This window comes from Nocardioides sp. (assembly GCF_050246775.1).
In the GTDB taxonomy this organism is placed as follows: domain Bacteria; phylum Actinomycetota; class Actinomycetes; order Propionibacteriales; family Nocardioidaceae; genus Nocardioides.
This window is the reverse complement of sequence record NZ_JBFWVK010000002.1, coordinates 973,498-996,888: the sequence shown is the minus strand read 5'-3', so window position 1 is coordinate 996,888 and position 23,391 is coordinate 973,498. Positions and strand designations below refer to the sequence as shown.

The window sequence follows — 23,391 nt, the reverse complement described above, 5'->3', positions numbered from 1 at the left end:
TTGTGCCCGATGGCTTTACGCAACCAGATGGTTGACAAAGGATCACGCGGGGTTTAGGTTGAATTCAACCAACGAGTTGAGAAAGGTGGGGGAGTGACGGACCAGCTCTCGCGGGTCTTCCAGGCGCTGGCAGATCCGACCCGGCGCGACATCGTGGCCAGACTGGCCACCGATGACGCCACCGTGGGCGAGCTCGCCGCGCCGTACGACGTGAGCCTGCAAGCCATCTCCAAACATCTCAAAGTGCTCCAGGAGGCAGGCCTGGTCTCGCGCAGCCGCGACGCCCAGCGCCGGCCGGTGCACCTGGAGGCGGAGGTCTTCGACCTGATGACGAAATGGATCGAGCGCTACCGCGTGGAGGCCGAGGAGCGGTTCCGGCGCCTCGACGGGGTGCTGGCGGAGATGGTCTCGACAAGCTCGACCACCGACGCTCGCTCGACCACCGAAGGACGCTCGACCACCGACGCTCGCTCGAGCACCGAACATGACGTAAGTGAAGGGGAAGCATCGTGACCACGACCAAGCACGAGACCGAGATCACCGCACCGCCGGACCTGCCCACGATCACCATCGTGCGTGAGTTCGACGCGCCACGCGAGCGGGTCTTCCGGGCCTACACCGACCCCGAGCTGGTGGCGCGTTGGTTGGGCCCGCGCGACACCACCATGCGGATCGACGAGTGGGAGTCGGTGACCGGCGGGCACTACCGCTACGCCGCTGAGCGCAATGGGGAGGTGATCGCGTCCTTCTACGGCTCCTTCCACGAGGTGCGGCCGCACGAGCGACTGGTGCAGACCTTCACCTTCGACGGCTACCCCGATGGGGTCAGCCTCGAGACCATGACGTTCGAGGAGCTCGACGGCGGACGCTGTCGCCTGGTGGGGCTGTCGGTCGTCGACTCGATGGAGGTGCGTGACCTGATCATGTCCAGCGGCATGGACGTGGGCGTCAACGAGGGCTACCAGAAGCTCGACGAGCTGTTGGCGAGCCTGTGAGCGCCGCCAGCGAGCACCGCGTCGTCACCGAACGGTTCGGTGAGCTCGTCAGCGGAACCACCGATTGGGACGCCCCAGCGCCGGTCGAGGGCTGGGTGGCGCGCGACGTCGTCCGCCACCTCGTGGAGTGGCTCCCGCCCTTCCTCGAGACCGGGGCCGGCATCGCCCTGGCGAAGGGCCCGTCCTGCGACGAGGACCCGGTGGCTGCCTGGCGGTCGCACGCCGCAGCGGTGCAGGCGCTGCTCGACGACCCGGCCACGTCGACCCGCGAGTTCAGCCACCCGCGGGCCGGCAACGCCCCGCTGGCTGATGCGATCAACCAGTTCTATACGACGGACGTCTTCCTCCACACGTGGGACCTGGCCCGGGCGACGGGCCAGGACGAGACCCTGGATCCTGAGAAGTGCGCCATGCTCGTCGCCGGGATGGAGCCCTACGACGAGCTGCTGCGCAGCAGCGGACAGTACGGTCCGCGCGTCGAGGTCCCCGACGACGCCGACCCCCAGACCCGGCTCATCGCCTTCATCGGCCGCGACCCGCGCTGACCCCGCCGCAGCCCTGTCGGCGGGCCGACCTGACGGCCCGCCAGCGGCAGGGGCGCACACTAGACTCGCCTGAATGTGGCGACTGCTGAGTGCGCTCCTGCTCCTGGGTGGAGCGGTGGCCAGCGGCGTCCTTCTGCTCCACGGGACCGCCCAGGCGCCGGCAGCCCCGGACCCCCGCGTCCCAGCGGCGCTACGCCAGGCGGAGGCACCGTCGCGCTCCGTGGCCCGCCCGCTGGTAGGCCGCGTGATCGTCCTCGATGCCGGTCATCAGCTCGGCAACCGCAGCCACGTGGCGCAGATCAACGCGCCGGTCGCCGCAGGTGGGTTCGAGAAGGAGTGCAACACGACGGGCACCGCCACGAATGACGGCTACGCCGAGGCGAGTTTCACCTTCGACGTGACCCGTCGAGCAGCCGCCGAGCTGAGACGGCTCGGAGCCCGTGTGGTGCTCACCCGGCAGCACAACTCCGAGGACCTGTGGGGGCCTTGCGTCGATGTCCGCGGTCGGGCCGGCAACGACCTGGGCGCCGACCTGAAGGTGAGCATCCACGCCGACGGCTCGTGGGTGGGTCATGGCTTCCACGTGATCCGTCCTGCCCTGCTGCCCGGGTGGACCGATGACGTGTACGACGAGTCGGGCGAACTGGCCAGGCGGCTGCGCGACGCCCTGGTCGCCTCCGGCCATGCCACGTCGACCTATCGAGGAACCCGCGGGGTCGACGAGCGAGGTGACCTCGCCACCCTGAACCTGTCCGACGTGCCGGTGGCCATGGTGGAAGCGGGCAACATGCGCGACCCGGATGAAGCGGCGCTGATGAGGACGAGGCACGGACGACAGGGGTACGCCGATGCCGTGGTCGCCGGCGTGGTGGCGTTCCTGAGCGACTGATCACCGGGCGCCGTACCCTCGACGGGTGCGACGCCTGACTCTCCTCACCGCTCTCATCGCAGCCTTCCTCTCGTTTGCTGCGCCGACGAGCGCACAGCCGGCCCCCGATCAGCGCGACACCCAGCCGCAGGTCGCCCCGTTGACGGGACTGGTGATCGTGGTGGACCCCGGCCACCAGCTCGGCAACCACAACTTCCCTCGCCGGATCAACCGGCTCGTGCCGGCCGGTGGGTTCAAGAAGCCCTGCAACACCACGGGGACGGCGACCAACGGCGGCTACCCCGAGGCCACGATGGCCATGGCCGTGGCGAGGAAGGTGGCGGCGCGGCTGGAGAGGCTCGGAGCCCGGGTCATCATGACCCGGACCGCCAACCGGCAGGACCTGTGGGGCCCCTGCGTGGACGCGAGGGGTCGGCGCGGCAACAAGGTGGGGGCCGATCTCAAGATCAGCATCCACGGCGACGGGCACTACGGCGGGCGCGGCTTCCACGTCATCGCGGCGAGCGACCGACGGCCCTGGACCCACGACACCTACGCCGGGTCACGGCGCTTGGCGCTCGACGTCCGCGCTGCCCTGAAGGCACGTGGGCTGCCGGTGGCCAACTACATCGCCGGCAACGACGGGCTCGACTTCCGCAGCGACCTGGCCACGCTCAACCTGAGCGACATGCCCACCGTGATGGTCGAGCTGGGCAACATGCGCAGCCCGGTGGACGCGCGCCGGATGACCAGCGTGGCCGGACGCACGGCGTACGCGCGGGCGCTGGTGAGTGCCGCCCGGACCTACCTGACCCGCTGACGGGCAGGTGCGCGGGTGGGTCGCCCTCGGCCTCGGCTCACCCCGCCGGTTCGCCTGCATACCTTGATGAACCGTCGGCGGCGCCTGAGCTACTTGGAGGCCTTGCGGGCCCGCGAAGCGGTCTTGGCGCGCTCGTTGGCGTCCAGCACGACCTTGCGGATCCGCACCATCTCGGGGGTCACCTCGACGCACTCGTCGTCGCGGCAGAACTCCAGGCACTGCTCCAGTGAGAGGCGCCGCGGCGGGATCAGCTTCTCGAAGTTGTCGGAGGTGGCGGACCGGATGTTGGTCTGCTGCTTCTCCTTGGTGATGTTGACGTCCATGTCGTCGGCGCGGGAGTTCTCGCCGATGATCATGCCCTCGTAGACCTCGGTCGTCGGCTCGACGAACATGGTCCCGCGCTCCTGCAGGTTGGTCATCGCGTAGGCCGTCGCAGCGCCCTTGCGGTCGGCGACCAGGGACCCGTTGGTGCGCGAGCGGATCTCGCCGGCCCACGGCTCGTAGCCCTCGGAGATGCCGTGGGCGATGCCGGTGCCGCGGGTGTCGGTGAGGAACTCGGTGCGGAACCCGATGAGGCCGCGTGCCGGGACCAGGAACTCCATGCGCACCCAGCCGGTGCCGTGGTTGGTCATCTGCTCCATGCGGCCCTTCCGGGACGCGAGCAGCTCGGTGATGATGCCGAGGTACTCCTCCGGGGCATCGATCGTCAGACGCTCGAACGGCTCGTGGAGCTTGCCGTTGATCTCGCGGGTGACCACCTGCGGCTTGCCGACGGTCAGCTCGAAGCCCTCGCGGCGCATCTGCTCCACCAGGATGGCGAGCGCGAGCTCGCCGCGCCCCTGGACCTCCCAGGCGTCGGGGCGGTCGGTGGGCAGGATGCGCAGCGACACGTTGCCGACGAGCTCGGTGTCGAGCCGGTCCTTGACCAGGCGGGCGGTGACCTTGCCGCCCTTGGTGCGGCCGACCAGGGGCGAGGTGTTGGTGCCGATGGTCATCGAGATGGCGGGCTCGTCGACATGGATCAGGGGCAGCGCGATCGGGTTCTCGGGGTCGGCGAGCGTCTCACCGATGGTGATGTCGGGGATGCCGGCGATGGCGACGATGTCGCCGGGGCCGGCGCTCTCACCCGGCTTGCGCTCCAGGCCCTCGGTCACCAGCAACTCGGTGATCTTGACGGTCTTGGTGGTGCCGTCCCGCTTGATCCAAGCCACGTTCTGCCCCTTGGTCAGGGTGCCCTCGTGGACCCGGACGAGCGCCAGACGACCGAGGAACGGCGAGGCGTCGAGGTTGGTGACGTGCGCCTGCAGCGGTGCGCCCTCGGTGTAGACCGGGGCCGGGATCGTCTCGAGGATCGTCTTGAACAGCGGCTCGAGGTCACTGCCCTCGGGCATGGTGCCGTTCTCGGGAGCGTTGAGCGAGGCGATGCCGGCGCGACCCGAGGCATAGACGACCGGGAAGTCGAGCGCGTCCTGGCTGTGGGACTCGTCGAGGAGGTCCATGAACAGCTCGTAGGTCTCGTCGACGACCTCGGCGATGCGGGCATCACTCCGGTCGGTTTTGTTGACGACCAGGATCACCGGCATGTCGGCGTTGAGAGCCTTGCGGAGCACGAAACGGGTCTGCGGCAGCGGTCCTTCGCTCGCGTCGACCAGCAGCACGATGCCGTCGACCATGGACAGGCCGCGCTCCACCTCGCCGCCGAAGTCCGCGTGACCGGGGGTGTCGATGATGTTGATCGTCATCGGCTTGCCCTCGGCAGCGGGACCGGCGTAGTGCACGGCAGTGTTCTTCGCGAGGATCGTGATGCCCTTCTCCCGCTCCAGGTCACCGGAGTCCATGACCCGTTCGGCCACGCTCTCGGCCTGGTGCGCCGTGAACGCGCCCGCCTGCCGGAGCATCGCATCGACCAGCGTGGTCTTGCCGTGGTCGACGTGCGCGACGATCGCGACGTTGCGGAGGTCAATTCGGGTTTCGGACATGCGTCAGCCATCTGCTTTCAGAAAAGTTTGGGGAGCACTCCATTCTATCGACGCACGGCCACTGACCTAATCCGGTGCTCGTGACTGGGCCCGATTCCGGTGGTAGACCTGAATCATGACGAGCAGCTCCCAGCCGCCTTCCCTGCTCGAGGTCCGGCGATCAGGTGGCTTCGCCGGACTGACGACGAGTCGGACCCTTGACCTCGCGACGAGTGGAGCCCGTGCCGAGGAGGCCCGGTCGCTGGTGCGGCGGATCGACTTCAGTCAGGCGAGATCCGGCCCGTCCCACCCGGACGGCTACGTCTACCGGTTCCGGATCGGCGACACCGAGGTCACCGTGGCCGAGCAACACGTCGACGACGACCTGCGTCGGCTGGCCGAGCTGGTGCTCGACGAGGGCTGAGGCCCGTTCTTCAGGCCAGGGCCCGGTCCAGGGCCGCGGCCACATGCAACGACGTACACGGGAAGAGGGGGAGCTCGGCGTCGGCCTGCTTCACGAGCAGCTCCAGCTCGGTGCAACCCAGCAGCACCCCGTTGGCACCGTCGTCCCACAGGCGCTCGATCAGGTCCACCACCCGGCTTCGGGTGCGCGGCAGGACCACACCATGCACCAGCTCCTCGTAGATGGCGGTGTTGAGCCACTCGTGGTCAGCGGCCGGCGGCACGATCACCTCGAGGCCGTGGGAGGCCAGCCGATCGGTGAAGAACGGCTCCGACATGGCAACCGTCGTCCCGATCAGGCCGACCTTGGCCATGCCCTCGTCGAGACAGGCCTGCGCCACCACGTCGCCGAGATGCAGCAGCGGGATGTCGACCGCCGCCTCGACCTGCTCGGCCACCTTGTGGAAGGTCGTCGTGCACAACAGGAGGAAGTCGGCGCCCGCACGTTCGACGCCTTGGGCCGCATCAGCAAGCAGCGTCCCGATCTGGTCCCAACGCTCCTCGTCCTCGAACTGGGTCAGCTCCTGGAAGTCGACCGTGCTCAGCACCAGCTTGGGTGAGGACAGCCCGCCCAGGCGATCCTGGACGCCGAGGTTGAGAAGCCGGTAGTAGGAGGCGCTGCTCTCCCAGCTCATGCCGCCGATGAGTCCGATGGTCTGCACACGCGCATCCTAGGCGTTGCGGGGCATCTCGCACGCCGCAGTGCCCCCGGGGAGCTGATGGCGGTGGGCGGCGACCCACGCGTAGGCGGGACCGGCCACCGGGCGCAGCAGTCGACTGCCGATCCCGTGACCCGCCAGCCGGACGACGCCGTACTTCGAGGTGCGCAGCGCCATCGCGATCGCGTCGTGGCCCCGGTGGAGTCTCCCGTCGGCGACGAACCAGGCCGCTTCCAGGGCCATCTCCTCGCTCAACCCGAGCGAGGGCAGGTCACTCTCCTGCGCTGACTGGTAGCCGCACGTCGTGCCGAGGCGGATCATCACTCGCAGACTGCGTTGACAGAAACCGCAGTCAGCGTCGTAGATCAGCACTCTGCCAGTCTATGCAGGCCTCCAGAATCGGGAATGAACACACGGCCGCTGTCTGTTGCCCACTCTGGAGGACTCCGTACGACGAAAGGGTGCCGTTGTGCCACGCGTGGCGATGATCAGCCTGCACACCTCCCCACTGGATCAACCGGGGATCGGCGACGCCGGCGGGATGAACGTCTACGTGATCGAGCTGGCCAAGCGGCTGGCCGCCCGCGGCATCGAGGTCGACATCTTCACCCGCGCCACATCATCGGCGCTCCCGAGCGTGGTCGAGGCCGACGAGGGAGTCCTGGTGCGGCACATCCACGCCGGCCCGTTCGAGGGCCTCACCAAGGGTGAGCTGCCCGGCCAGCTCTGCGTGTTCGCTCGCGAGGTGCTGCGCGCCGAGGCCGGTCAGCCGGTGGGGGCCTACGACGCGGTGCACTCGCACTACTGGCTCTCGGGCCAGGTCGGCGCGCTGGCGCGCGATCGTTGGGGGGTGCCGCTGGTGCACTCCATGCACACCATGGCCAAGGTGAAGAACGCTGCCCTCGCGCTGGATGACACCCCTGAGCCCGTGGCCCGGGTGATCGGCGAGGAACAGGTGGTCGAGGCCGCCGACATGCTCATCGCCAACACCGAGATCGAGGCCAAGCAGCTGATCGAGCTCTACGACGCCGACCCCGCGCGGGTCGAGGTCGTGCACCCCGGGGTGGACCTGTCGGTCTTCGCCCCCCGGTCCCAGGCGAAGGCCCGCACCCGACTCGGCCTCCGACTCGATGCCCACGTCCTGGTCTTCGCCGGTCGCATCCAGCCGTTGAAGGCTCCCGACGTGCTGCTGCGCGCGGTCGCCGTCCTCCTGGACCAGTCGCCCGAGCTGCGGTCGCGGCTGGTCGTCCCGATCGTGGGCGGCCCGTCGGGCAGTGGGCTGGAGCATCCCGAGTCACTCGCCCAGCTGGCGACCGCGCTGGGCCTCGACGACGTCGTGCGTTTCGTCCCGCCGGTGCGGCAGTCTGAGTTGGCAGACTGGTGTGCGGCCGCCACGCTGGTCGCCGTACCGTCCTACAACGAGTCCTTCGGCCTCGTCGCCGCCGAGGCGCAGGCGACCGGCACCCCGGTGCTCGCCGCAGCAGTCGGTGGCCTGCCCACCGTGGTCCGCGACGGGGTCAGCGGACTGCTGATCGCCGGCCACCGCGATCGCGACTGGGCCGCGGCGATCCGCCGGGTGATCAGCGACGACGCCCTGCGCGCCGATCTGTCGGCCGGCGCGATCGTGCAGTCGCAGCAGTTCGCCTGGGAACGCACCGCTGAGCGCACCGTCGAGGTCTACCGTCAGGCCGCGCGAGCGATGCGGGAGGAGCTGGTCGGATGAGCACCGCAGCCGAGACTGTCCGCGCCTGGCTCAGCGACCAGGAGATCGAGCACGAGGAGATCGCCGACGGCGTCTTCTCCCTGAGCCTCCCGGGTGAGAAGAAGCTGCAGACCCCGTGCCGGCTGGACGTGGGCCCGCACGCGCTCGGCGTACACGCCTTCGTGTGTCGCAACCCCGACGAGAACCACGAGGGTGTCTATCGCTGGCTGCTGGAGCGCAACCTGAAGATGTACGCCGTCGCCTTCGCCGTCGACGCGGCCGGTGACATCTACCTCGACGCCCGGCTGCCAATGGGGTCGGTGACCCCGGATGAGCTCGACCGCCTCGTTGGGTCGGTGCTCACCTACGCCGACGGCTCCTTCAACACCATCCTCGAGCTCGGCTTCGCCAGCTCGATCCGCAAGGAGTGGGAGTGGCGCCGCTCTCGCGGTGAGTCCACGGCCAACCTGGAGGCGTTCAAGGGCTGGCTGGAGTCCGACGAGCGCTAGCGGTCCGCCGGCGGGAGATCAGGACACCGGCCACGCACAGGGCGCCCCCGACGTAGGCCAGCGGGGCGGGTGCTTCGTCCAACAGCACCCACGCCAGGGCGATCGCGATCACGGGGACCAAGAACGTGGTGATGGACAACCGAGCCGCCCCCATCCGCTTCAGCGCGTAGGCCCAGGTGCTGAAGGCGAGCGCCGTGGGGAACACACCCAGATAGACGATCCAGCCCCACGTGGCGAGCGGCTGGTGGGCAAGATCCGCGAGACCACCGGCGAACGGCAGTGCGGTCACGATGCCGATCAGGCAGGACAGGAAGATGAGTTCGAACGGGGGGATCCGTGCGGTCAGCGGCTTCTGGGCCACCACTCCGACGGCGTAGGTGATGGCCGCCAGCACCGTGAGGATCACGCCCCAGACGTCGCCTGTGCCGCTCTCCCCGTTCGCCAGGGAGATGACGGCCACGCCGCAGAACGCCACCGCGATGCCGATCAGCACCCAGGGCGTGAGCTGCTCTCCGAGGAACATCGCGGCCAACAGGGCGATCAGCAGGGGGCCGATCTGGATCAGCATGGCCGCGGTGCCGGCGTCGATGCGCCGCTCGGCCTCGTTGAGGGCCAGGTTGTAGACCCCGAACCACATCACCCCACAGGCCAGCAGCAACGGCCAGTCGCGGCGCGCGGGCCAGGTCGGCGTCCGGCGCAGCACCAGGATGCCCAGCACGATCGCGGCCACCGTGAGCCGGCCGAGGGTCAAGGCCCCCGGCGTCACCGTCTCCCCGAGGTGCCGGATGGCGACGAAGGCCGATGCCCACAGGAACAACGTGCACGCCGCCGCGGCGGCCGGTAGCCAGGTCCTGGTGAGCGGGGGAGTCGAGGTCGTGGTCACTGGCCCCAGTCTAGGAACAGGCGAGGTGTTGCGACACGCGGTTTTCGGACGTCGTACGTCGAGATCCAGCCGTCACTGCCGTCACACCTGTCAGGGAGTGCCGGCGGTTGTCAGCCGGTGCAGAGGCTGACAACCGACAGTTTCCCCGGCCGACCGGGGAAACCCGCGGCGGCCCTCGCTGCTAGAGGTCGAGCTTGTAGCCCAACCCGCGCACGGTGACCAGATAGACGGGTTCGCTGGGGTCGGGTTCGAGCTTGGCACGCAGGCGCTTGACATGGACGTCGAGGGTCTTGGTGTCACCGACGTAGTCCGAGCCCCAGACCCGGTCGATGAGCTGCCCACGGGTGAGCACCCGACCGGGGTTGCGCAGGAACATCTCCAGGAGCTCGAACTCCTTGAGGGGCAGTCGTTGCTGGTTGCCGCCGACGGTGACGACGTGACGTTCCACGTCCATCCGGACCGGTCCGGCCTCGAGTGTGGGGGGTGCGAGGTCGGGCTCGGACCCACGACGCAGCACGGCACGGATGCGGGCGACGAGCTCGCGCGGCGAGTAGGGCTTGGTGACGTAGTCGTCGGCGCCGAGTTCGAGCCCGACCACCTTGTCCACCTCGTCGTCCTTGGCGCTGACCATGATCACCGGAACGTTGGAGGTGGCCCTGATCTGGCGGCACACCTCGGTGCCGGGGATGCCAGGGAGCATCAGGTCGAGCAGCACGATGTCGGCGCCGTTGCGGTCGAACTCGTTGAGGGCCTCGTTGCCGTCGTTGGCGATCGCGACCTCGAACCCTTCCTTGCGCAGCATGTATGCGAGGGCGTCGCTGTAGCTCTCCTCGTCCTCTACCACCAGTACCCGGGTCAACCGCGTGCCTCCTGCTCATGTCGGGGGAGCGTCAAGGTGAACGTAGACCCCTGACCCTCCACGGACCACACCCGGACTTCTCCGCCGTGCGTGGCTGCTACGTGCTTCACGATGGACAGCCCCAGCCCTGTTCCCCCGGTGGAACGGTGCCGAGCCGGGTCCACCCGGTAGAAACGCTCGAAGATGCGGTCGATCTCGGCTGCCGGGATCCCGATGCCCTGGTCTGTCACCGAGATGTCGACGCTCCCGGCGTGGCCGCGGGCCGAGACCAGCACCGAGGACTCGGGACTGGAGTAGGCGACAGCGTTGGCCACCAGGTTGCCCACGGCGACCATGACCTGCTCGGGGTTGCCCAGCACCTCGAGCCCGGTCTCACCGGAGGCCACGACGGTGATGTGCTTGGCGCCCGCATCGATCGCGCTGGTGTCGATGGCGGTCGCCATGACCTCGTCCACCGCCAGCGGTCGGGGCTCCTCCAGCGGGTCGTCACCCTGCAGCCGCGACAGCTCGATGATCTGCTGCACCAGCCGGGTCAGCCGGTCGCTCTCGGTGAGCATCCGACCGGCGAACCGTTCCACGGCCTCGGGGTCGTCGGAGGCCTCCTGGACGGCCTCGGAGAGCAGGCGGATCGCTCCGACGGGGGTCTTGAGCTCGTGACTGACGTTGGCGACGAAGTCGCGGCGGATCGCCTCCACCCGGCGCTCCCGGGTCCGGTCCTCCACGAGCGCCAGCACCAACCGGGCGCCGAGCGGTGCCACTCGCGCCGTGACGTTGCGCGAAGGCAGACCGGAACCTCGCGACATCACCAGCTCGGTCTCGCGGATCTGGCCGTCGCGTCGCACCTTGCGCACGATGTCGGCGAGCTGGTCGTCGACCATCTCGCTGCCGCGCACCAGGCCGAGCGCGTACGCCGGCGCCGAGGCCTTGAGCACGACGTCGTTCTCGTCGACCAGGACGGCGCTGCTGCGCAGCACGGACAGGACGGTCGCCACCCCGGGAGGTACGGCGGGGGTTCCGCTGGGGGGCAGCGTGTGCTGCTGCCGGTCACTGATGTGCCAGGCGAGCACGGCGCCTCCACCGACGACGGCGCCCAGGATGGCGGCAAGAAACGCCTGCGTCGTCGGATCCACACTGCGATCGTACGCACGGATTCACCGTGCGTTGGTCCGGGCGGAACGCGTGGGGACGATGTTCACTCCCAGTTCACCGGTCCGCCCCGACTGGTCACTTGGCCACCCTAGGGTCGGCGTCATGCGTGAGGCTTACACCGACCAACTCGATTCCATCTTCTCCGACCTCGTCTCGATTGCGCGCCGCGTCGAGCGTGCTGTCCACGACGCCACCGAGTCGCTGCTGACCGGCAACGTGGAGCTCGCCGAACAGGTGATCTCCCGCGACGCCGTCATCGACGTCGCCCGTGAACGGGTGGAGGACCGGGCGTTCTCGTTGCTGTCGCTGCAGCAACCCGTCGCCGGGGACCTGCGCACCATCGTGGCTGCGCTGCGCATGGTCACCGAGCTGGAGCGGATGGGCGACCTGGCCGGCCACGTCGCCAAGGTGGCCAGGCTGCGGGTCCCCGCGGTCGCCGTACCCCCGAGTGCCGAGCCGACCATCCGGCGGATGGCCGAGGTCGCGGAGGTCATGGTGCACGAGGTGGCGGGCATCATCGAGAACCGGGACATCGACGGTGCCGCCGACCTGCGCAAGGCCGACGAGGAGATGGACGACCTACGCCGCAACAGCTTCCGTGAGCTGCTCGGCAGCGGCTGGGAGCACGGCGTCGAGCCTGCCGTGGACGTGGCTCTGCTCGGGCGCTACTACGAGCGGATCGCCGACCACGCGGTCTCGATCGCCAACCGGGTGATCTTCGTGGTCACCGGGGAGCACCCGCCCAAGCGCGACGACTGAGACGGGCGATGCGAGGCGGGCCGGTTCAGCGGCCCTGGTTGGCCACGGCGGCCGCCGCGGCGGCAGCCGCCTCGGGGTCGAGGTACTCCCCGCCGGTGACGGTGGGGGCGAACGACGACTCGTCGAGCCGATAGACCAGCGGCATCCCGGTCGGGATGTTGAGCCCGGCGATGTCGGCGTCGCTGATGCCGTCGAGGTGCTTCACGACCGCGCGCAGGCTGTTGCCGTGAGCGGCCACCAGGACGGTCTTGCCGCTGGACAGGTCGGGGATGATGTCGGACTCCCAGTAGGGCAGCATCCGCGCGATGACGTCCTTGAGGCACTCGGTCGCGGGCATCTCGTCACCGAGGCCCGCGTAGCGCGGGTCACCGACCTGCGAGAACTCGTCGTCGGCGGCGATCGGCGGTGGGGGGACGTCGAAGCTGCGGCGCCAGAGCATGAACTGCTCCTCGCCGTACTCCGCGAGCGTCTGCTTCTTGTCCTTGCCCTGCAGGGCGCCGTAGTGGCGCTCGTTGAGGCGCCAGGACCGACGCACCGGGATCCAGTGCCGGTCGGCGGAGTCGAGCGCCAGGTTGGCCGTGGTGATCGCGCGACGCTGCACCGAGGTGTGCACGACGTCAGGCAGGATGCCGGCCTCCTTGAGCTGCTGCCCGCCGCGGACGGCCTCGCCGCGGCCTTTCTCGGTCAGGTCGACGTCGACCCAGCCGGTGAAGAGGTTCTTGGCGTTCCACTCGCTCTCGCCGTGGCGCAACAGGATCAGGGTGTGGGTCATGACCGGCTCCGTTGGTGGACTATTCGGTGGGGGAAGCTGTGTCGCTGGGGACGACGTCCCCGCTGACGTCGAGGCCTTCGAACTGGTTGGTCGCGGCGACCACGGGGACCGACATCACGATGTCCTCGGCGTTCTCGAGGTCGACGGTGATCGCCACGTAGTTGCCGGCGATGAAGTCGCCGGTCACGGTCACAGAAGTCACCGGGTCTGCGTCGGACAGGTTGACGATGGCGCCTGGACCGACGGTGAACGGGGTGAAGCCCGCCGTCTCGACCGCGATGTCCCCGGCGGACGGGGTGGGGGTCGGGTCGAGGGCCAGGACACGCTCGGAGGCGTTGCCCTCGTTGTTGGAGAAGGTGGCGAGGAAGGTGCCTCTGCCTGACTCCTCGGACACCACGACCGCGCTCAGGACGTCCAGCGGACCCTCGCGGTAGTCCACTCCGGCCGAGGAGACGTAGATCGAGTCGGTGGAGTAGTTGAAGCCGCAGGCGGACAGCGGTGCCGCGATCAGCAGCACCCCGGCCACGAGGGCCGCCGAGTGGCGCCGGGAACGGAGGAGGGACATCAAATCAGCCTTCGCGTCAGTGGCAGGTCCGTGCCGTTGGAGCAGTGGGCACAGCCTAGCGGTGTGGCGCCGGTGCCATCACCCCACCAGCACCCGAACACTTGCCCACCACAACAACTGGCTTTCTGTCAAGCCCCGATAGTGCCTCTGACCTGCGCAAACGCGTCCATCGACGCTGGGAATCCGTGTTAGACTGGTCACCTTGAAAGGGGTTCACTGCATATGACTTTCACCGTCGGCGAAACGGTTGTTTACCCAAATCACGGAGCAGCGGTCATCGAGGACATCGAGACCCGCACCATCAAGGGGGAGGACAAGAAGTACCTCGTCCTCCGCATTGTCGCCCAGCAGGACCTGGTTGTCCGGGTCCCGGCGTGCAATCTCGATCTGGTCGGCGTGCGTGACGTCGTCGACAAGGCGGGGTTGGACCGGGTGTTCGACATTCTTCGGGCCACGCAGGTCGAGGAGCCGACCAACTGGTCGCGTCGTTACAAGGCGAACCTTGAGAAACTGCATTCCGGTGATGTCATGAAGGTGTCGGAGGTCGTGCGTGACCTGTGGCGTCGTGAACGAGATCGAGGTCTGTCGGCCGGGGAGAAGCGGATGCTGGCGAAGGCTCGCCAGATTCTCGTTTCGGAGCTTGCGCTGGCGGAGCACACCAACGAAGACAAGGCCGAGGCTCTCCTCGACGAGGTCCTGGCCTCGTGATTTCCTTCGAATGCCCCCGGCTGAGGCCGGGGGCATTCGCATGTCCATGATGTGACCGTGACCGACCTGACCCTCCTCCTGGCCCTCACCGGCCGCGGAGACCTCCCCTTCGAGCTCCTCCATGGCGAGCCGCTCTACCTGCACGCGCTGCGCGCGCTCAACGAAGCCTTCCCCGGCGAGTGCCTGGTGAGCGTGCCCGCGGGGCAGTCGGGCCGGATCGCCGACCAGGTGTCAGCGGCCGAGCTGTCGGCCGACGTGGTCGACGGCGATGCCTGGTGGTCGCGGCTGGATCCTGATGCGGGCCGTGACCTGCTCGTCCACGACTCACTGTGCCCGCTGACGTCGGCTGCGTTCCTCCGTGACCTGGCCTATGGCGGGCTTGCCGACGCCGCCACCGACTGCTCCCGGGTGGCCTTCCGGCCAGTCACCGACACCGTCAAGCGCGTCGTGGACGGCCGCATCGTCGGCACGATCGATCGGGAGGGCCTGGCGGCCGTCACCTCGCCCGTGCTGCTCCGCGCCTCGGTGCTCGTCGGGGCCGTCGCGCGCGGTGAGGTGCCGCCCCTGGCCGACCTGGCCGCGCTGGTGGGCTGGCTCCGCGAACGGGGCACCGTCGAGCTCGTCCGGGCGCCGTCGCTGGCCCGGCGGGTCGACGACCCCTCAGCGGTCAACCTGCTCGAGTGCGTGGACGAGATGAGTCGTCGTACCCGCATGTGAGGCTCAGCGCCTACCGCCGCAGCAGCGACCAGAACTCCTGCACGAACTTCTTGGGCTGCCTCAAGACCGCCGCCGGCAGCTGCCTGGCGTAGCCCAGCGGGTCACGCGAGGCCCGGTGCCACATCCGCCGGGGCTTGCTCACGATGCGCTTCTCCAGGTCCATGGCGTACGCCGGCAGCAGGGCGCGCTGCGACACCTCCAGGTGGCTGCCGCACCTCGTGCAGCGCACGGACTCGAGCAGGCGACCGGCGTAGTGCAGCTCGTGGTCGGTGACGTCGTCGCAGGTCTCGCAGCGCAGGTCGGCGTGTTCGACGCTCATCGGGCCTCCCCGGGGTGGCGGCGTACCCGCCCGCGGTGGCGGCGGCTGACAGGCGGCTCCGCGGACGCCCCCGACAGGTCGTAGCCGGCCTTGGCCAGCAGGCGCTCGGCCAGGAACAGGTCCTCGGGGAAGGTGATCTTGATGTTGCCGGCATCGCCGGGGACACAGTGCACCGGCAGGTCGGTGTAGCGCTCGATGCAACTGGCGGTGTCGGTGCCCACGAAGCCGTCGGTGCTGGCGCTGCGGTAGGCCTCCAGCAGCGGTTGGGCCAGGAAGGCCTGAGGGGTCTGTACGGCGACCACCCGCTCGAGCGACGGCGCGCCCTCCCCGATGCTGGCCAGGTGCGGTTGGTCGCGCACCGGCAGGGCGCCGCCGTACTCCTCCGCGGCCAGGATGACGGCCTCGAACAGGGCGGTTCCGGCCAGGGGGCGGGCCGCGTCGTGGATCACCACGACATCCACCTCTCCGGCGCTGATGGCCGGTTCGAGTGCCTGCAGCGCCATCCACTCCGAGGCATGGCGACTGTCCCCGCCGGTCACGATCTGCACGGCGGGCGGGTCCACCTCGCGAGCCACGGCAGCCTCGACCACGTCACGATCCTCCTCGCGGACCACCAGCACCGTGTGGGTGATGGAGGGAAGCAGGCGGGCCCAACGGATGGACCAGGTGAACACCCGGCGACCGGCCAGGGGAAGCAGGACCTTGTTGGTGTGGTGCCCGCTGCGCCGGCCATCGCCGGCGGCCAGCATCACCAGGGCAGCCCGGGGGGTGGCCCGCACAGGAGCCGGGCGGGTGGTGGGGGACTGCACGCGGTGAGCGTACTGCCTGGTCTCCCCAAGCTCGACCCACGAGGAGCCACCCGCCCGGACCGGGCTCAGCCAGCCAGCAGGGTGCGCAGCTCGTCCAGGGTCGGGACCGGAGTGTCCTTGTCCATGGACTCCTGGATGCGGCGCATCTTCACGATCGCCGAGGACTCGACCAGCTCCACGTCGTCGTAGGTCAGCAGGTGGTCGACCGGAACGTCGTGCTTGAGCACCGCGCCGGCCAGCACGCCGAGCGGTACGCCGTTGGCCGCGGCGAAGTCCTCGGCCGGGTCGATCAGTCCGCGGACCGTCATCCCACCGATGCCGTCGATGCGCTCGCCGGCCTTGAGGGCCTTCTTGGTCTCGGCGCCGACCTCGGCGGTCCAGTGCTCGGAGGTGAGGCTGGCCCGCTTGTCCAGCACCATCTCGTAGACCGTCAACGGGGCTTCGATGCTGGCCAGGTGGTAGGGCCGGTAGAGCGCGAAGTACGGGCCGTCACCCATCTGCAGGTAGGTCATCTCGTGGTGCACGTAGGGATCGTGCGTGCGGATCACCACGAAGACGCCGGGTGCCACCGGGCCGGTGCAGTAGTCGACCACGCCGGGCCGGTCCAGCAGGCCGCCGTCCTCCACGAGCGCGAACGTCTCGTGCAGGGTCGGCACCGTGGAGGGCGGTCCGTGCATGCCGCGCTTGCTGACGCCCAGGCCGGTCGTGTTGGCCAGCGAGGCCATCTCGATCATGGCCTTGGAACCGTCCACGAAGCTGGTGAGCATCTTGGGGTTCATGCCCTTGGTAGCGGCGCGCTCGGCAAGGGTCTCGGGGTTGGCGTAGCGGTCGAGCGGGTTGTTCTTGCCCTTGCCGGCACAGATGACCTCGAAGTTCAGGTCCCGGGCGTAGTCGACGAGGATCTTGGTCTCGACGGGCTCGTCGCCACGGCACACCGAGTAGATGGCACCCGACTCCTGGGCCAGCTTGGCCAGGTAGCGGCCGACCGTGACGTCGGCCTCGACGGTGAGGGTGGCCACGTTGATGCCGGCCGACAGTGCCTGGATGGCCACGTTGACCGCCACGTCCGGCACCCCGGTGGCCTCGACCACGACGTCCAGCGGGAGCAGCCCGAGGTCGTCGAGACCCTCCAGCGCCACGCTCTCGCCGTTCTCGATCGCCACCGCGGCGGTCTCGGTGTCATGTGCGGAGGACGGCGTGATGCCGGCCTGCCCGAGGGCGTCGACGGCCCGCTCGCGCTGGACGTCGAAGACGGCCGAGAGCGAGATGCCGGGCATCCGGAGGAGTTGCGCGGCGAAGCCGCGACCCATCTGCCCGGCGCCCACCAGGCCGACCCGGAGGGGCCGCCCGGTCTGGTCGAGCCGTTCTTGGAGTCTGTCGCGATAGCTCATTGGTCCTGCTCCTCGGTGGTCCCGGCGGGACGTGTGATCCGGAAGGCGTCGCCGACTGCGAGCAGCGGGATGTCGCCCTTGCGGACGCACACGTCGCCGGGAAGCTTGGCCTCGGTCCGGCCATCGGCCTTGAGGTCGAGGTGACCGAGGTTGATCAGGTTGTCGCGGACCACGTGGCCGACGGCGAGCACCTCCATGGAGGTGTCCCCGAGATGAACCGTGTCGCCCGGCTGGGGCCCGTCCTCGGCGATGGACGCCTGGTGCAGGACGGAGATGTCGTGGAGCTCTTCGGGCGCGCCGGCAGCGAAGAAGATGAGCAGGCCATGGTCGAGGAACGCCTCGACCTGGCCGCCCACCTGCGTCACTGCCGACTCGTAGACCGCAGTCGAGTCGGCGGTCGTCATGCCTGTTCCACGTCCTCGGGCTTGACCCCGGAGACGAACAGCTCCTCGGTGATGAACATCGCCAGCGGCCCCGCAGGGCTGGTGGCGTGCACGTCGACCGTCTTGACCTTCTTCATCGGGTAGACGCCCACCCGGGCGGTTCCGCCGCAGTCGATGACCGCGACGGCGATCTTGTCGAACGGTGCCGAGCTCTTGAAGCCGTCGAAGGCTTCGCCACCCGTGAGGTCCGCGATCTTCTGCGCGACGGGGTGGATGCCGCCGCCGGTGATCGACGCGACCAGGGGCCGGTCGTCGGTGGGCGTGATGGTCAGGGGACCACCCCATCCGCCGCGACCCTTGCTGACCGTGACTGACTTGTATTCGCTCATGGTGTCCAACTCATTTCGTTTGCGGGTGGGCGTCTGCCGTCAGTTGCTCGTGCTGTAGAGCCCGAAGCTGGCGAAGTAGGCGATCACCACGGAGAGGGGCCCGGTGAACAGTCGGGAGATGAGGACGGCTGGAACGCCGATCTCGACTGTCTCCGGTTCGGCCTCACCGAGTGCGAGACCGACGGGGATGAAGTCACAACCGACCTGGGGGTCGATCGCGAACAGGGCAGGGAGGGCGTACTGCGGCGGAATGTCTCCCTGGGCGATCCGGGTCCCGAGGAGCACACCGACGACCTGGGCGATGACAGCGCCCGGGCCGAGGATCGGGGACAGGATCGGGATGGAGCAGAAGATGCTGATGGCCAGGAGGCCGATCAGGTTGCCGGCCAGCGGCTCCACGAGGTGGGCCAGCCAGTCGCCCAGCCCGGTCTCGTTGATGATGCCGATGAGCATGGCGATGAAGGCCATGAACGGCAGGATGTTGCGGATCACCGTGTCGATGGTGTCGCGGCCGGACTGGTAGAGGACCCCGACCACGCCGCCGACGGACTTGCCGACCGTGACGATGACCTTGTTCAGCCCGTCCAGGGCGCTGGTGCTCGTGGAGGTGCTCATGCCACGGCCTCCTTGTCGGTACGGCGCGACATCATGCGCGCGGTGATGTATTCGGTGACGATGCCGCGGATCAGGATGACCACCATGCCCACGATCAGGTAGCGCACAGCCAGGTCGGCGGTGCCCAGCCCGAGCTCGGTGATGCCGGCTGCGATGCCGAGGTAGACGAACAGCTCACCGGGGTTGGCGTGCGGGAAGATTCCGGTGATCGGGTGCACGAAGCTGACGGCCGAGTCGTAGAAGGCCGGCTTGTACTTCTCGGGCAGGAACCGGCCCATGGTGTAGGCCATCGGGTTGGTCAGGAAGAACACCGACAGCACCGGCAGCACCAGGTAGCGCACCGGGTACCACTGCAGGCCGGGACGACCGGCCATCTCGCCGAGCTTGTCGATCTTCTCCGGCCCGATCAGGCGGATCAGGGCGTTGACCGCGGTGAGCAGGACGACCAGGGTCGGGATGATGCCGACGACCAGGCCCTGGAAGGTCTCGCCACCGGCCTGGAAGAGGCTGATGAACCACTCTGCTGCCTTGGCCAAGGCCCCGAAGAACCCGGTCGGTTCGTCGACCGTGGGCTCCGCGGCCAAGGCGAAGACCGCCGTGAGGGATGTGAATGGCATGATTACTCCTGTCGAGTCGGTCCTCTGTTGAGAACCAGTTCGGTGATGCTTGCCCGGCATCTTGGGGTGTCAGCAGGCCTGGCCCGCCTCGATGTGTTTCTCTCGTACGTCGGTCGTGGGCTCCACCCCGCGCCCGGCGTACGGGTTTTTTCAGACGCGTGCGTCGCTCGGTGTGCGGCTCCCTCCCACCTTGAGCAGCTCGACGGCCTGACGCGCGGCCTCGCGCTGCGTGCGGGAAACGCCTGGGAGCTCCTGGGATCCGGTGACCACGGAGGTCCTCAGGTCCAGGAGTCCGGGAAGGGGACGAGCCCGAGCGAACGTCGTCCACCCCCGGAGCATGATGGCGTCACGGATGACGCCGGACTCGTCGACCGCGATCGCGACGAAGGCGCGGCCTCCGCGGTAGCGACGTCCGGCCACCCCGACGCTGACCCTGCCGGAGACCCGCAGCTTGCGGACCTCTTCGTTGAAGGCCATCGACTGCTTGTAGGTCAAGAAGAGCTGCACGATCCAGCCGGCGACGACTGCGGCGAGCAGGTAGAAAACGGGATCCATGTCAGTGGTCCTCTGGTTGGCGGGACTGGCTCAGGACGCTGCGAGCGAGGCTCTCGTCGCAGACCAGGGAATCGATGATGTGACCACGCAGGGCACCGAGGACGCCGGGTGTCTTGGCCCGGCCGGAGGCGACTCCGACCACATTGGGGATCGCGATCAGGTCACTCAGGGAGACACCGAGGACGTGGTCCTCGACGGCACCGTGCACGGCCTGACCGTTGGCGTTGTAGTAGCGCGCCGCCACGTCGCCCACGGGGCCGGCGTCCCAGAACTCCTTCTCCTCGTCGGCGGAGAGGTCGAGGGAGTTGAGGATCGCGGCCGAGGACCCGTGGCCGGGGGTGCCGATCCCGACGAACGCCAGCTCGGCACCGCGGGCGGCGCTCAGCGCGTTGTCCACCGACGGCTCGGCGAGCATGATGTCGCGCGCCTCCCGGGAGGAGTACGTCGCCGGCGAGTGCAGGAAGCGGTACGACGACCCGAGCCGGGCCGACAGCTCCCGGACCAGCTCGTGGCCGCTGATCTCGTTGCTGATCGAGGACATCCCGCCGACCAGCTGCACGACCTGGGCGTTGTAGTCGTGATCCGCCGTGACCGCCCACACCATGGACTGCAGGGAGTGCCCCCAGGACATGGCGACCGTGGTGGAGTCCTTGAGCTGCTGGACGAGCAGCTGGGCAGCCAGGGCGCCGACCTGGGCCACGACCCGGTCGGCACCGCCGGCGGCGCGCTGGGCGACCAGCACGTCCTGGAGGCCGAACGTCTTCTTGAGCGCGGTCTCCAGGTCACGGGCCCGCCCGGCCGGGTCGTTGACCCGGATCTCGACGATGCCTTGGCGCTGGGCCTCGGTGAGCATCCGCGACACGTTGGAACGGCTGGTGCCCAACACCTTGGCGATGTCGGCCTGCGACTTGCCGTCCAAGTAGTAGAGGCGCGCCGCCTGCATCAAGGTGCGGGGATCGCGTGGTGCGGGCATTTTCACCTCCGTGCGGATAGTCATCACATCTGTTCCAAGGACTTTTATAGGGGTGTGGCGTACGTCACGTCAAGCATTTGCCGGACATTTGGTTCAAATGCCAGCGCCCAGCCGTCGCGACATGCGGTCCAGCAGCTCTGCCGCGTGAGCTCCGTCCGCGACCCGGTGGTCCACGGTGAGACCCGCGTGCACCGTCAGGGCCAGCCCCACCCCGCCCGGGACCGCCACCGGCCGCTGCCGGATCGTGCCGAGCGACAGCACGCTGGCCTGCGGTGGCGTCAGGAGCGCCTGGAAGCGGTCCACACCCAAGCCGCCGAGGTTCGAGACCGAGCCGTTGGCGATCGCCATGTAGGCCTTGTCCAGCTTCCCCGTGTGGGCGGCCTTCACCATGGCCCTGATCTCCGCATCGAGCTCCTGGGCATCACCCAGGTCCGGCTCGGTCAGGGTCGGGACCAGCAGGCCACGGTCGGTGGCCACGGCCAGAGCGACCGCAGGCGGGCCGCTCTCCGTCGCCTGATCGTTCTCCCAACGGCACAGCAGGTCCGGGACCTCGCGAAGCGACGCGGCGTACGCCCGGACCAGGACGGTGGTCCAGGAGACCCCACGCCGCTGGGTGTTGGCGGCGTCCAGTTCGAGCTCGCGCCAGACCGTGAACTGCGGGATCGTGGCGCTCGGCGTCATCTTGCGGGCCACCGCGGCCCGGATGGCCGCCTTGCGGGCGTCGCTCGGGGGTGCCTTGGGGGCAGCCTGGGGTGCTGGCTTGGGGGCCGCCTTGGCGACTGCTGTCGGGACGGGTTCTTCAGCGGCGTGGCGAGGCTCGGGACGTGGCTCGGGAGCTGCTGGTTCGACGAGCGCCTCGACGTCCGGCACACGCACCAGGCCCTCAGGGCCGGTGCCGGTCACCGTCGCCAGGTCGATGCCGTGCTCGTTGGCCAGGCCACGGGCACGGGGGATCGCGGCCACCGGGCCGGTGGGCTTCGGGGGCTCGGGGGTGGTCTCGACAGGCTCGACCACCGAGGGCGGCTCGGGGGTGGTCTCGACAGGCTCGACCACCGAGGGGGGCTCGACCACCGAGGGGGGCTCGACCACCGAGGGTGGCTCGACCACCGAAGGGGAGCTCAGCAGGTCGCCGAAGCCGCCGCCGGTGTCCTCGCCCTCGACCCAGCCGATCGGCTCGCCGACGTCGACCATGCCGGACTCGACCACGATCTCGACCAGGGTGCCGGCGACAGTGCTCTCGACCTCCATGTCGACCTTGTCGGTCATCACCTCGCAGACGACGTCACCTTCGGCGATCTCGTCGCCGACGTTGACCATCCACTCCGACACCTCGCCCTCGGTCATCGTCATCGACATCTTGGGCATCCGGATTGCCAGGCGAGCCATCAGGACTCCTTCATGATGGTGAGGGCGGTGTCCACGATGTCGGCCACCTGCGGCACCGACGCAGTCTCCAGCTGGGGTGCGTAGGGGATCGGGGCATTGAGGCCGCTGAGCCGCTTGATCGGCGCCAGAAGTCGGTAGATCGCAGGGGACTCGGTGATCCTCGCCGCGATCTCGGCGGTGAAGCCGGCGTGGCCCGGCGCCTCCTGCACCAGCAGCGCGCGCCCCGTCCGTGAGACGTCGGCGATGATCGGCGCGTCGTCCAACGGGGTGAGGGTGCGCGGGTCGAGCACCGACACGTCCACGCCCTGCTCGGCCAGGGTCGCAGCGGCCTCCAGTGAGCGCGACACCATCACGCCCGTGGCGACGATGGTCAGGTCGGCTCCTTCGCGGTGCACCGCGGTCTTGCCGATGGGCACCCGGACGGCGTCCTGGGGGACCGGGCCCGAGGTGCGGTAGAGCAGTTTGTGCTCGAGCACGATGACCGGGTTGGGGTCGTCGATCGCCGAGAGCAGCAGGCCCTTGGCGTCGGCTGCGGTGGCGGGCATGACGACCTTCAGGCCGGGCACGTGGGCGAACCATGCCTCGAGGCTCTGGGAGTGCTGGGCCGCGGCACCGGTGCCGGAGCCGGAGGGAGCGCGCAGCACCATCGGCACGGACGCCGCTCCGCCGAGCATGAAGTGGATCTTGGCCGCCTGGTTGACGATCTGGTCCATCGCCTGGTTGGTGAAGTCCGAGAACTGGATCTCCACGATCGGCCGCATCCCGGCCAGGGCCGCACCGACCGCGGCACCGACGATGCCCAGCTCGGAGATCGGGGTGTCACGGATCCGGTCGCCGCCGAAGCGGTGGTAGAGATCGCCGCTGACACCGAAGGCGCCCCCGTAGATCCCGATGTCCTCGCCGAGCATGAAGACCCGGTCGTCGGCCTCCATGGCCTGGCCGATGGCCTCGCGGATCGCTTCGGAGTAGGTGATGATCCGCTGGTCGGTCGCGGTGTCGGTGGTGGTCACGTCGTGCTCCTCGA

General features: G+C 69.0%; 30 protein-coding genes. 11 read left to right on the top strand and 19 right to left on the bottom strand.

The genetic code is table 11. The features are described from left to right. The first annotated feature begins 93 nt into the window (after window positions 1-93). The 5 genes from AB7I40_RS14660 (at window position 94) to AB7I40_RS14640 (ending at window position 3,228) form a co-directional block, all read left to right on the top strand. Window positions 94-513 carry an ArsR/SmtB family transcription factor gene (locus AB7I40_RS14660; protein WP_428347329.1) on the top strand — a complete coding sequence of 140 codons (420 nt, stop codon included), beginning with the start codon at window positions 94-96 and terminating at the stop codon, window positions 511-513. Continuing rightward, the gene (locus tag AB7I40_RS14655) at window positions 510-995 is read left to right on the top strand and encodes an SRPBCC family protein (protein WP_428347328.1); all 486 of its coding nucleotides are present in this window, start codon (window positions 510-512) and stop codon (window positions 993-995) included. The genes AB7I40_RS14660 and AB7I40_RS14655 overlap by 4 nt, the downstream gene beginning before the upstream one ends. Further along, on the top strand, window positions 992-1,540 hold the full coding sequence (locus tag AB7I40_RS14650; RefSeq protein ID WP_428347327.1) for a TIGR03086 family metal-binding protein: 549 nt from the start codon (window positions 992-994) through the stop codon (window positions 1,538-1,540). The genes AB7I40_RS14655 and AB7I40_RS14650 overlap by 4 nt, the downstream gene beginning before the upstream one ends. A 73-nt stretch (window positions 1,541-1,613) precedes the next feature. Continuing rightward, window positions 1,614-2,429 carry an N-acetylmuramoyl-L-alanine amidase gene (locus AB7I40_RS14645; RefSeq protein WP_428347326.1) on the top strand — a complete coding sequence of 272 codons (816 nt, stop codon included), beginning with the start codon at window positions 1,614-1,616 and terminating at the stop codon, window positions 2,427-2,429. Window positions 2,430-2,454: 25 nt separating this feature from the next. After that, window positions 2,455-3,228 (top strand): N-acetylmuramoyl-L-alanine amidase family protein, encoded by a 774-nt coding sequence (locus AB7I40_RS14640; protein ID WP_428347325.1) that lies wholly within the window; start codon window positions 2,455-2,457, stop codon window positions 3,226-3,228. A gap of 89 nt (window positions 3,229-3,317) precedes the next feature. On the opposite strand, the gene typA is transcribed toward AB7I40_RS14640, so the two are convergent. Continuing rightward, a complete protein-coding gene (gene typA / locus AB7I40_RS14635) occupies window positions 3,318-5,207 on the bottom strand; it encodes a translational GTPase TypA (protein ID WP_428347324.1) in 1,890 nt (629 codons plus the stop codon). A gap of 115 nt (window positions 5,208-5,322) precedes the next feature. Here typA and AB7I40_RS14630 point away from each other — a divergent pair, with 115 nt between their 5' ends. Then, window positions 5,323-5,610 (top strand): protealysin inhibitor emfourin, encoded by a 288-nt coding sequence (locus AB7I40_RS14630; RefSeq protein ID WP_428347323.1) that lies wholly within the window; start codon window positions 5,323-5,325, stop codon window positions 5,608-5,610. Between the two features lie 10 nt (window positions 5,611-5,620). Here AB7I40_RS14630 and AB7I40_RS14625 read toward each other — a convergent pair whose 3' ends face one another. Then, on the bottom strand, window positions 5,621-6,310 hold the full coding sequence (locus AB7I40_RS14625) for an aspartate/glutamate racemase family protein (protein WP_428347322.1): 690 nt from the start codon (window positions 6,308-6,310) through the stop codon (window positions 5,621-5,623). A gap of 9 nt (window positions 6,311-6,319) precedes the next feature. Continuing rightward, window positions 6,320-6,679: a thiol-disulfide oxidoreductase DCC family protein gene (locus AB7I40_RS14620; RefSeq protein ID WP_428347321.1), complete on the bottom strand. Its 360-nt coding sequence runs from the start codon at window positions 6,677-6,679 to the stop codon at window positions 6,320-6,322. Between the two features lie 97 nt (window positions 6,680-6,776). Between AB7I40_RS14620 and mshA the strand changes: the two genes are divergently transcribed. Both mshA and AB7I40_RS14610 read left to right on the top strand, forming a co-directional pair. After that, on the top strand, window positions 6,777-8,030 hold the full coding sequence (gene mshA / locus AB7I40_RS14615; RefSeq protein ID WP_428347320.1) for a D-inositol-3-phosphate glycosyltransferase: 1,254 nt from the start codon (window positions 6,777-6,779) through the stop codon (window positions 8,028-8,030). Then, window positions 8,027-8,518 (top strand): YbjN domain-containing protein, encoded by a 492-nt coding sequence (locus AB7I40_RS14610; RefSeq protein WP_428347319.1) that lies wholly within the window; start codon window positions 8,027-8,029, stop codon window positions 8,516-8,518. Before mshA ends, AB7I40_RS14610 begins: the two co-directional genes overlap by 4 nt. Here AB7I40_RS14610 and AB7I40_RS14605 read toward each other — a convergent pair. From AB7I40_RS14605 to AB7I40_RS14595, 3 genes are all read right to left on the bottom strand, one after another. Continuing rightward, window positions 8,487-9,401, bottom strand: a complete 915-nt coding sequence (locus tag AB7I40_RS14605; RefSeq protein WP_428347318.1) for a DMT family transporter — start codon at window positions 9,399-9,401, stop codon at window positions 8,487-8,489. The two genes, AB7I40_RS14610 and AB7I40_RS14605, sit on opposite strands and share 32 nt — an antisense overlap. A 181-nt stretch (window positions 9,402-9,582) precedes the next feature. Then, window positions 9,583-10,260, bottom strand: coding sequence for a response regulator (locus AB7I40_RS14600; protein ID WP_428347317.1), 678 nt, complete (start codon window positions 10,258-10,260; stop codon window positions 9,583-9,585). Beyond that, a complete protein-coding gene (locus AB7I40_RS14595; RefSeq protein WP_428347316.1) occupies window positions 10,257-11,390 on the bottom strand; it encodes a sensor histidine kinase in 1,134 nt (377 codons plus the stop codon). The genes AB7I40_RS14600 and AB7I40_RS14595 overlap by 4 nt, the downstream gene beginning before the upstream one ends. A 121-nt stretch (window positions 11,391-11,511) precedes the next feature. Here AB7I40_RS14595 and phoU point away from each other — a divergent pair, with 121 nt between their 5' ends. Beyond that, window positions 11,512-12,168, top strand: a complete 657-nt coding sequence (gene phoU, locus AB7I40_RS14590) for a phosphate signaling complex protein PhoU (protein ID WP_428347315.1) — start codon at window positions 11,512-11,514, stop codon at window positions 12,166-12,168. A gap of 25 nt (window positions 12,169-12,193) precedes the next feature. Here the strand turns inward: phoU and AB7I40_RS14585 are convergent, their stop codons facing one another. Together AB7I40_RS14585 and AB7I40_RS14580 are read right to left on the bottom strand one after the other, a co-directional pair. Continuing rightward, window positions 12,194-12,940: a phosphoglyceromutase gene (locus AB7I40_RS14585; protein ID WP_428347314.1), complete on the bottom strand. Its 747-nt coding sequence runs from the start codon at window positions 12,938-12,940 to the stop codon at window positions 12,194-12,196. A gap of 19 nt (window positions 12,941-12,959) precedes the next feature. Next, on the bottom strand, window positions 12,960-13,505 hold the full coding sequence (locus AB7I40_RS14580; RefSeq protein ID WP_428347313.1) for a hypothetical protein: 546 nt from the start codon (window positions 13,503-13,505) through the stop codon (window positions 12,960-12,962). 222 nt (window positions 13,506-13,727) lie between these two features. Here AB7I40_RS14580 and AB7I40_RS14575 point away from each other — a divergent pair, with 222 nt between their 5' ends. Then, a complete protein-coding gene (locus AB7I40_RS14575; RefSeq protein WP_428347312.1) occupies window positions 13,728-14,213 on the top strand; it encodes a CarD family transcriptional regulator in 486 nt (161 codons plus the stop codon). A 57-nt stretch (window positions 14,214-14,270) separates the two neighbouring features. Beyond that, window positions 14,271-14,930: a 2-C-methyl-D-erythritol 4-phosphate cytidylyltransferase gene (locus AB7I40_RS14570; RefSeq protein ID WP_428347311.1), complete on the top strand. Its 660-nt coding sequence runs from the start codon at window positions 14,271-14,273 to the stop codon at window positions 14,928-14,930. A 10-nt stretch (window positions 14,931-14,940) separates the two neighbouring features. Here AB7I40_RS14570 and AB7I40_RS14565 read toward each other — a convergent pair whose 3' ends face one another. From AB7I40_RS14565 to AB7I40_RS14515, 11 genes are all read right to left on the bottom strand, one after another. Continuing rightward, on the bottom strand, window positions 14,941-15,249 hold the full coding sequence (locus AB7I40_RS14565) for a hypothetical protein (RefSeq protein WP_428347310.1): 309 nt from the start codon (window positions 15,247-15,249) through the stop codon (window positions 14,941-14,943). Then, window positions 15,246-16,058: an IspD/TarI family cytidylyltransferase gene (locus AB7I40_RS14560; protein WP_428347309.1), complete on the bottom strand. Its 813-nt coding sequence runs from the start codon at window positions 16,056-16,058 to the stop codon at window positions 15,246-15,248. The genes AB7I40_RS14565 and AB7I40_RS14560 overlap by 4 nt, the downstream gene beginning before the upstream one ends. A gap of 65 nt (window positions 16,059-16,123) precedes the next feature. Beyond that, on the bottom strand, window positions 16,124-17,449 hold the full coding sequence (locus AB7I40_RS14555) for an NAD(P)H-dependent oxidoreductase (protein WP_428347308.1): 1,326 nt from the start codon (window positions 17,447-17,449) through the stop codon (window positions 16,124-16,126). Further along, window positions 17,446-17,853: a PTS glucitol/sorbitol transporter subunit IIA gene (locus AB7I40_RS14550; RefSeq protein WP_428347307.1), complete on the bottom strand. Its 408-nt coding sequence runs from the start codon at window positions 17,851-17,853 to the stop codon at window positions 17,446-17,448. Before AB7I40_RS14550 ends, AB7I40_RS14555 begins: the two co-directional genes overlap by 4 nt. After that, a complete protein-coding gene (locus AB7I40_RS14545) occupies window positions 17,850-18,221 on the bottom strand; it encodes a hypothetical protein (RefSeq protein WP_428347306.1) in 372 nt (123 codons plus the stop codon). The genes AB7I40_RS14550 and AB7I40_RS14545 overlap by 4 nt, the downstream gene beginning before the upstream one ends. A gap of 39 nt (window positions 18,222-18,260) precedes the next feature. Continuing rightward, window positions 18,261-18,836, bottom strand: a complete 576-nt coding sequence (locus AB7I40_RS14540) for a hypothetical protein (protein ID WP_428347305.1) — start codon at window positions 18,834-18,836, stop codon at window positions 18,261-18,263. Further along, window positions 18,833-19,453, bottom strand: a complete 621-nt coding sequence (gene srlA / locus AB7I40_RS14535; protein ID WP_428347304.1) for a PTS glucitol/sorbitol transporter subunit IIC — start codon at window positions 19,451-19,453, stop codon at window positions 18,833-18,835. The genes AB7I40_RS14540 and srlA overlap by 4 nt, the downstream gene beginning before the upstream one ends. 150 nt (window positions 19,454-19,603) lie before the next feature. Then, window positions 19,604-20,008, bottom strand: a complete 405-nt coding sequence (locus tag AB7I40_RS14530; protein WP_428347303.1) for a transcriptional regulator GutM — start codon at window positions 20,006-20,008, stop codon at window positions 19,604-19,606. Between the two features lies 1 nt (window position 20,009). Then, window positions 20,010-20,981 (bottom strand): sugar-binding transcriptional regulator, encoded by a 972-nt coding sequence (locus AB7I40_RS14525; RefSeq protein WP_428347302.1) that lies wholly within the window; start codon window positions 20,979-20,981, stop codon window positions 20,010-20,012. 93 nt (window positions 20,982-21,074) lie between these two features. Further along, entirely contained in the window at window positions 21,075-22,367 is a 1,293-nt protein-coding gene (locus tag AB7I40_RS14520; RefSeq protein WP_428347301.1) for a dihydrolipoamide acetyltransferase family protein, read from the bottom strand. Further along, entirely contained in the window at window positions 22,367-23,377 is a 1,011-nt protein-coding gene (locus AB7I40_RS14515; RefSeq protein WP_428347300.1) for an alpha-ketoacid dehydrogenase subunit beta, read from the bottom strand. Before AB7I40_RS14515 ends, AB7I40_RS14520 begins: the two co-directional genes overlap by 1 nt. Between the last annotated feature and the right edge of the window lie 14 nt (window positions 23,378-23,391).

What these genes read in the sequence shown, in the direction of transcription:
- AB7I40_RS14645 (WP_428347326.1), top strand. Translation starts at nt 1,614, where the DNA reads ATGTGGCGACTGCTGAGTGCGCTCCTGCTCCTGGGTGGAGCGGTGGCC.
- typA (WP_428347324.1), bottom strand. Translation starts at nt 5,207, where the DNA reads ATGTCCGAAACCCGAATTGACCTCCGCAACGTCGCGATCGTCGCGCAC.
- AB7I40_RS14630 (WP_428347323.1), top strand. Translation starts at nt 5,323, where the DNA reads ATGACGAGCAGCTCCCAGCCGCCTTCCCTGCTCGAGGTCCGGCGATCA.
- AB7I40_RS14610 (WP_428347319.1), top strand. Translation starts at nt 8,027, where the DNA reads ATGAGCACCGCAGCCGAGACTGTCCGCGCCTGGCTCAGCGACCAGGAG.
- phoU (WP_428347315.1), top strand. Translation starts at nt 11,512, where the DNA reads ATGCGTGAGGCTTACACCGACCAACTCGATTCCATCTTCTCCGACCTC.
- AB7I40_RS14585 (WP_428347314.1), bottom strand. Translation starts at nt 12,940, where the DNA reads ATGACCCACACCCTGATCCTGTTGCGCCACGGCGAGAGCGAGTGGAAC.
- AB7I40_RS14580 (WP_428347313.1), bottom strand. Translation starts at nt 13,505, where the DNA reads ATGTCCCTCCTCCGTTCCCGGCGCCACTCGGCGGCCCTCGTGGCCGGG.
- AB7I40_RS14575 (WP_428347312.1), top strand. Translation starts at nt 13,728, where the DNA reads ATGACTTTCACCGTCGGCGAAACGGTTGTTTACCCAAATCACGGAGCA.
- AB7I40_RS14565 (WP_428347310.1), bottom strand. Translation starts at nt 15,249, where the DNA reads ATGAGCGTCGAACACGCCGACCTGCGCTGCGAGACCTGCGACGACGTC.
- AB7I40_RS14555 (WP_428347308.1), bottom strand. Translation starts at nt 17,449, where the DNA reads ATGAGCTATCGCGACAGACTCCAAGAACGGCTCGACCAGACCGGGCGG.
- AB7I40_RS14550 (WP_428347307.1), bottom strand. Translation starts at nt 17,853, where the DNA reads ATGACGACCGCCGACTCGACTGCGGTCTACGAGTCGGCAGTGACGCAG.
- AB7I40_RS14545 (WP_428347306.1), bottom strand. Translation starts at nt 18,221, where the DNA reads ATGAGCGAATACAAGTCAGTCACGGTCAGCAAGGGTCGCGGCGGATGG.
- AB7I40_RS14540 (WP_428347305.1), bottom strand. Translation starts at nt 18,836, where the DNA reads ATGAGCACCTCCACGAGCACCAGCGCCCTGGACGGGCTGAACAAGGTC.
- srlA (WP_428347304.1), bottom strand. Translation starts at nt 19,453, where the DNA reads ATGCCATTCACATCCCTCACGGCGGTCTTCGCCTTGGCCGCGGAGCCC.
- AB7I40_RS14530 (WP_428347303.1), bottom strand. Translation starts at nt 20,008, where the DNA reads ATGGATCCCGTTTTCTACCTGCTCGCCGCAGTCGTCGCCGGCTGGATC.
- AB7I40_RS14525 (WP_428347302.1), bottom strand. Translation starts at nt 20,981, where the DNA reads ATGCCCGCACCACGCGATCCCCGCACCTTGATGCAGGCGGCGCGCCTC.
- AB7I40_RS14520 (WP_428347301.1), bottom strand. Translation starts at nt 22,367, where the DNA reads ATGGCTCGCCTGGCAATCCGGATGCCCAAGATGTCGATGACGATGACC.